The 560-nt window shown below is 68.8% G+C and carries 1 protein-coding gene; it reads left to right on the forward strand.

Going from position 1 to position 560, the window contains the following annotated elements:
- Nucleotides 1-89: 89 nt before the first annotated feature.
- Nucleotides 90-560, forward strand: a 471-nt coding sequence (locus tag CCN72_RS39095) for a MerR family transcriptional regulator (RefSeq protein WP_167408711.1), incomplete at its 3' end; no start/stop codon positions are given.

The raw sequence follows: 560 nt of genomic DNA on the forward strand, positions 1-560 counted from the left end.
TATCACTCGGCGTGCCGAGTGTGGCGATCGTTGACGCACCCCTGGTGACTGCCTACCGTCGAGAAGGCAGGTCAAGGACGGAGGTCGGCGTGAGAACCAGCGGCGACGGTACGGCTGGGGGTGCTCCCGTGCGCGGTTACGGGGAGAGCGGTCCGTACCCGGTTCACAGCAGCGCGGTGGATCACGCTCCGCAGCGGCCGACGGCGGTGCCGGGCGGCGAAGGGGCGGCGTCCATGACGTCCGAGGAGATCGGCTATCGCGGGCCCACGGCCTGCGCGGCGGCCGGCATCACCTATCGACAGCTCGACTACTGGGCGCGTACGGGCCTGGTCGAGCCGAGTGTGCGGCCCGCGTACGGATCGGGCACCCAGCGGTTGTACAGCTTCCGGGACGTCGTGGTCCTGAAGATCGTCAAGCGGTTCCTGGACACCGGGGTCTCGCTCCAGAACATCCGGTCGGCCGTGCAGCACCTCCGGGAGCGCGGTTTTTGCGATCTGGAGCGCATGACGCTCATGAGCGACGGCGCGACCGTGTACGAATGCACCTCGCCCGACGAGGTG

This window comes from Streptomyces murinus, from assembly GCF_002154555.1.
Lineage (GTDB): Bacteria > Actinomycetota > Actinomycetes > Streptomycetales > Streptomycetaceae > Streptomyces > Streptomyces murinus.